The following is a 3,796-nucleotide window of genomic DNA, read 5'->3' on the forward strand; positions in this document are numbered from 1 at the left end:
CACCTATCTTTATTTGTTCCTATTTCCTATTCCCTGTTTCCTATTCCCTATTCCCTATTCCCTGTTCCCAGTTAAGTGTTCCCTGTTCCCTAAAACCAAGGAATTTTGTACCTCACGCTTCTTGGGAATTGCTATATGCAATTTAGTTTATTTATTTGGCATTGGTGAAATAAGGTATGAAATTCCTATTGGAATAAGATTTATAGATAGTCAGGAAAAAAGCTATTTTAACTACTAACTACTAACTACTAATACCGTTTCACGGAATTCAAAATTCAAAATTCAAAATTCATGCATTATGATTTTATAGACTCATAACTTTTACGCACTCAGTAGTTTCAGGAAACTATTTCACATCTAAAATTTGAAACTATTTGTGACATTTTTAAAGTGAATTGGTATAACTACTAGACCTCTCCGGAAAAGAGGGAGTAGGGACGTTAGCATTTTTGTTATGCAACGTCCGTACGGAGTAGGGAGTAGGGGGAAAGAATTGATTATTTCTGTACGATAATTGATTTGATTTTTGATTATCACTAGAGGTCTACTGACTACTAACTACTGACTATTAACTATTGACTACTGACTACTGACTAGGATAAGAAAAATGAAAATATCACCAAACCTACAAGGCGGCAAATATACCTTAGAACAAGAACTAGGAAGGGGTGGTTTTGGCATTACTATCAAAGCTACTCATAATTATTTGGGACAACCAGTAGTTATTAAAACTCTTAATGAGTCTCTAACTCAACATCCTAATTTTGCAGAATTTAAAAATAAATTTCAGGATGAGGCCAAAAGACTGGCTTTATGTGTCCATCCTAATATTGTCCGAGTTAGTGATTTTTTTGTGGAAGATGGTCAACCTTATATGGTAATGGACTATATTCCCGGTCAGACTTTGGCAGAAGTGATACTTAGTGGCCAACCTCTACCAGAAGCGATCGCCGTAAATTATATTCGTCAGATAGGCAATGCTTTGATGGTAGTAAATCAAAATAACTTGCTGCACCGAGATATTAAACCCCAAAATATTATGTTGCGTCAGGATACTAAGGAAGTAATTTTAATTGACTTTGGTATTGCGCGGGAGTTTATTGCGGGTAAAACTCAAATTCACACTAATCTCGTCTCAGATGGTTATGCCCCACCAGAACAGTATTTGCCTCAAGGAAAACGCACAGCAGCAACAGATGTATATGGTTTAGCTGCTACCCTCTATACATTATTAACTGGAAAACTGCCGGTACCAGCACCTAGGAGAGTGCAAGAGGAAATGCCTACTCCTCGTGAGTTACAACCTCAAGTTAGTGCTACTGTTAATCAAGCAGTTCTGAAGGGTATGACTTTAGAGATTCAATACCGACCTCAAACTGTGGATGAATGGTTAGAATTTTTATCAGATTCTCTCACCAATAATTCAACTATACAGGTCATAGCTAATAATCCAGCTCAGAAATTGGGAAATCCAAATATTGGTAATGTAGCTCTTCCTCCGACACAAAGACCTCCAAAAATTTTGATGTGGGGAATACTTGGAGCGATCGCTACTCTAATAGTAGGAACATTAGCAGCAATAGTGCTTAACTCTCAGGATTCTTCTACTCCTCCCATCGCTCAACCCACTCAACCTTCTCCCACAGTAAGACCATCAGATATTATTGCCCAAACTCCAACTCCAATACCAACACCAGCAATTACACCTACCCCATCTCCACAAGCTAGCAATACTCCACAACCAACTTTTACTCCTACCCCAACGCCAACCCCATCTCCTATATCTCCAGTAGTCAAGCCTACTCCTACTATTTCTCATCCGGTAGTCAAGCCGACACCTATACCACCAATAGTTACACCTACTCCTACACCTGCTCCATCTCCTCAAGATTCAGTTTCCAAAACACTTCTAGACTTAGTATTGCCAGATAAGATTCCTTCCGATCCTATTGATAATTCGACTATTAGGGATCTGCCGATTATTCGTGGTTTACCTCCAGGTACATTAGAAAGTAAGGTAATAGAATTATTAGGAAAACCTACAAAAGTTCAAGAGCGCGGATATTGGCCTAATACCAGAGCTGTAATTTATGATTTACTTCCTAATAAAGTTAGTTTAGGCTATCTATTTGATCGGGACTCTGGTGGCTTACGACAAACTGAGTTGTCTGTAGCAGATGATATAGATCACCTGATGGTGAAAGTAGCTTTTGCAGGTATGTTACCGAAGAGTACCCGAGAAATTGAACAAGGACTGCAAGATGTACGTAACGGTAAAATTAGTCGCTACGAGTTTAAAAGAGGGAATTTGCAAGGTTTAATTGAGCGTAGTAGTGATAATCGTGTTTATATTGGTGTTTGGGAAGATGATTTACATTAGACTTCTTGCAGAAGTCAGGGAATAGGGAATAGGGAGATGAAATTGTTGATTTCAGATATTGAATTGATTTAATTAAAATTTTTGCCAGAGGTCTATTAAACAGGCAATAGGGAAAAAATTGACTTCTGAATTCTAAATTCTAAATTCTAAATTCTAAATTCTAATTTGACTTGTCATAGTTAAAATAATTGTGTACCATAAATAATGAATACAAATATAGTCTTTTGTCTCCAGAAATTTGGGTGAATATTGACATAATCTAACAATGTATGTCATAATAGAAAATCAAATAACCTCAAGAGTCAATGATCTGATTTCAATAGGGTGAAATTCCTGGACTGACACGCTACCTCTAGATATATAAGAACCTACGTCCAAGCCTCTGTATTATGACCAAGTAGAAATTGAATCAGGGAGATAATCACGCACAGAGGAAAAGAAAAAGCAGTCCCAAATGCTTTGAGCTATGGGATAGAGAAGCCAGTGCGTTGGGCGGGTTTCCCGACTTGAAGCAACTGGCGTGGTGTTGTAGTTCACCCAGTCAGGATAACACCTGCAAAATAAGGATATGTCTTATGTGACTATATTTTTATGAACTATTATATAAAAATAACCACACGGGGCATTAACGGTTTCGACAGGGTGGTGAAATCTACTTTGTGATGCAGGTCGAGAGTGAGTCTTCTCTCGCAAATCCTGGACTCAAAAAATAATAAGTGCAAACAACATTGTACCTTTTGCTCGTAAGCAAGTAGCTGTAGCTTAATTGCAAAAACACCTCTTATAGGTTCGAGCGTCTGTAATTTGACTCCGTTAAGGATTGCGGACTTAACCCCAACGGATGCACTAGCAAACTACCTCTGGTTAGCTGTTAGTTAAGACCTCACCAGAGCATCCCGCCATCCGGGATAATGGATGGTCCCAGCTCTGAGGGTTAAAAAGAGCTAAACCTGTGAATGAGTGAAGGGTGAATAGCCATTTTGGACATGGGTTCGACTCCCATATGCTCCATTAGTTCCATTAATTCCAAGCCGTTTTCTGTTTTTGTAGCAGAGAGCGGTTTTTTTTATAAGTTTGAGGAATAGAGTAGGGACTGGGACTTAAACAAAGCTAACCCAGAATCGCGTCTCACCTTATCAATTTTTACTCAGCTTCTATTATTTACCATAATCGATGAGAATTTTTTTTTTCTTTAGATTTATGATAAGTAAAAAAAACGAAGAAATGAGAAAATATAATAATTGCTAATAAATATGAAAAACTTAAGGCTTGGGTTTTGAAGGCCAATATTAATTTTTTTTTGCAAAGTCCCTAGTACGACAGAGGATGGGGAGGATGGGGAGGATGGGGAGGATGGGGAGGATGGGGAGGAGGGGGAGGAGGGGGAGGGTGGGGAGGATGGGGAGGATGGGGAGG

The 3,796-nt window shown here is 38.6% G+C and carries 1 protein-coding gene and 1 other RNA gene; both read left to right on the plus strand.

Annotation, left to right across the window (positions count from 1 at the left end; all coding sequences use genetic code 11):
• Window positions 1–607 precede the first annotated feature (607 nt).
• Entirely contained in the window at window positions 608–2,380 is a 1,773-nt protein-coding gene (locus F6K40_RS39200) for a serine/threonine protein kinase (RefSeq protein WP_293145415.1), read from the plus strand.
• Between the two features lie 619 nt (window positions 2,381–2,999).
• Window positions 3,000–3,394, plus strand: a transfer-messenger RNA (tmRNA) gene (ssrA, locus tag F6K40_RS39205).
• Window positions 3,395–3,796 lie beyond the last annotated feature (402 nt).

The sequence above is a fragment of the Okeania sp. SIO3I5 genome (assembly GCF_010672085.1).
Taxonomy (GTDB): domain Bacteria; phylum Cyanobacteriota; class Cyanobacteriia; order Cyanobacteriales; family Microcoleaceae; genus Trichodesmium.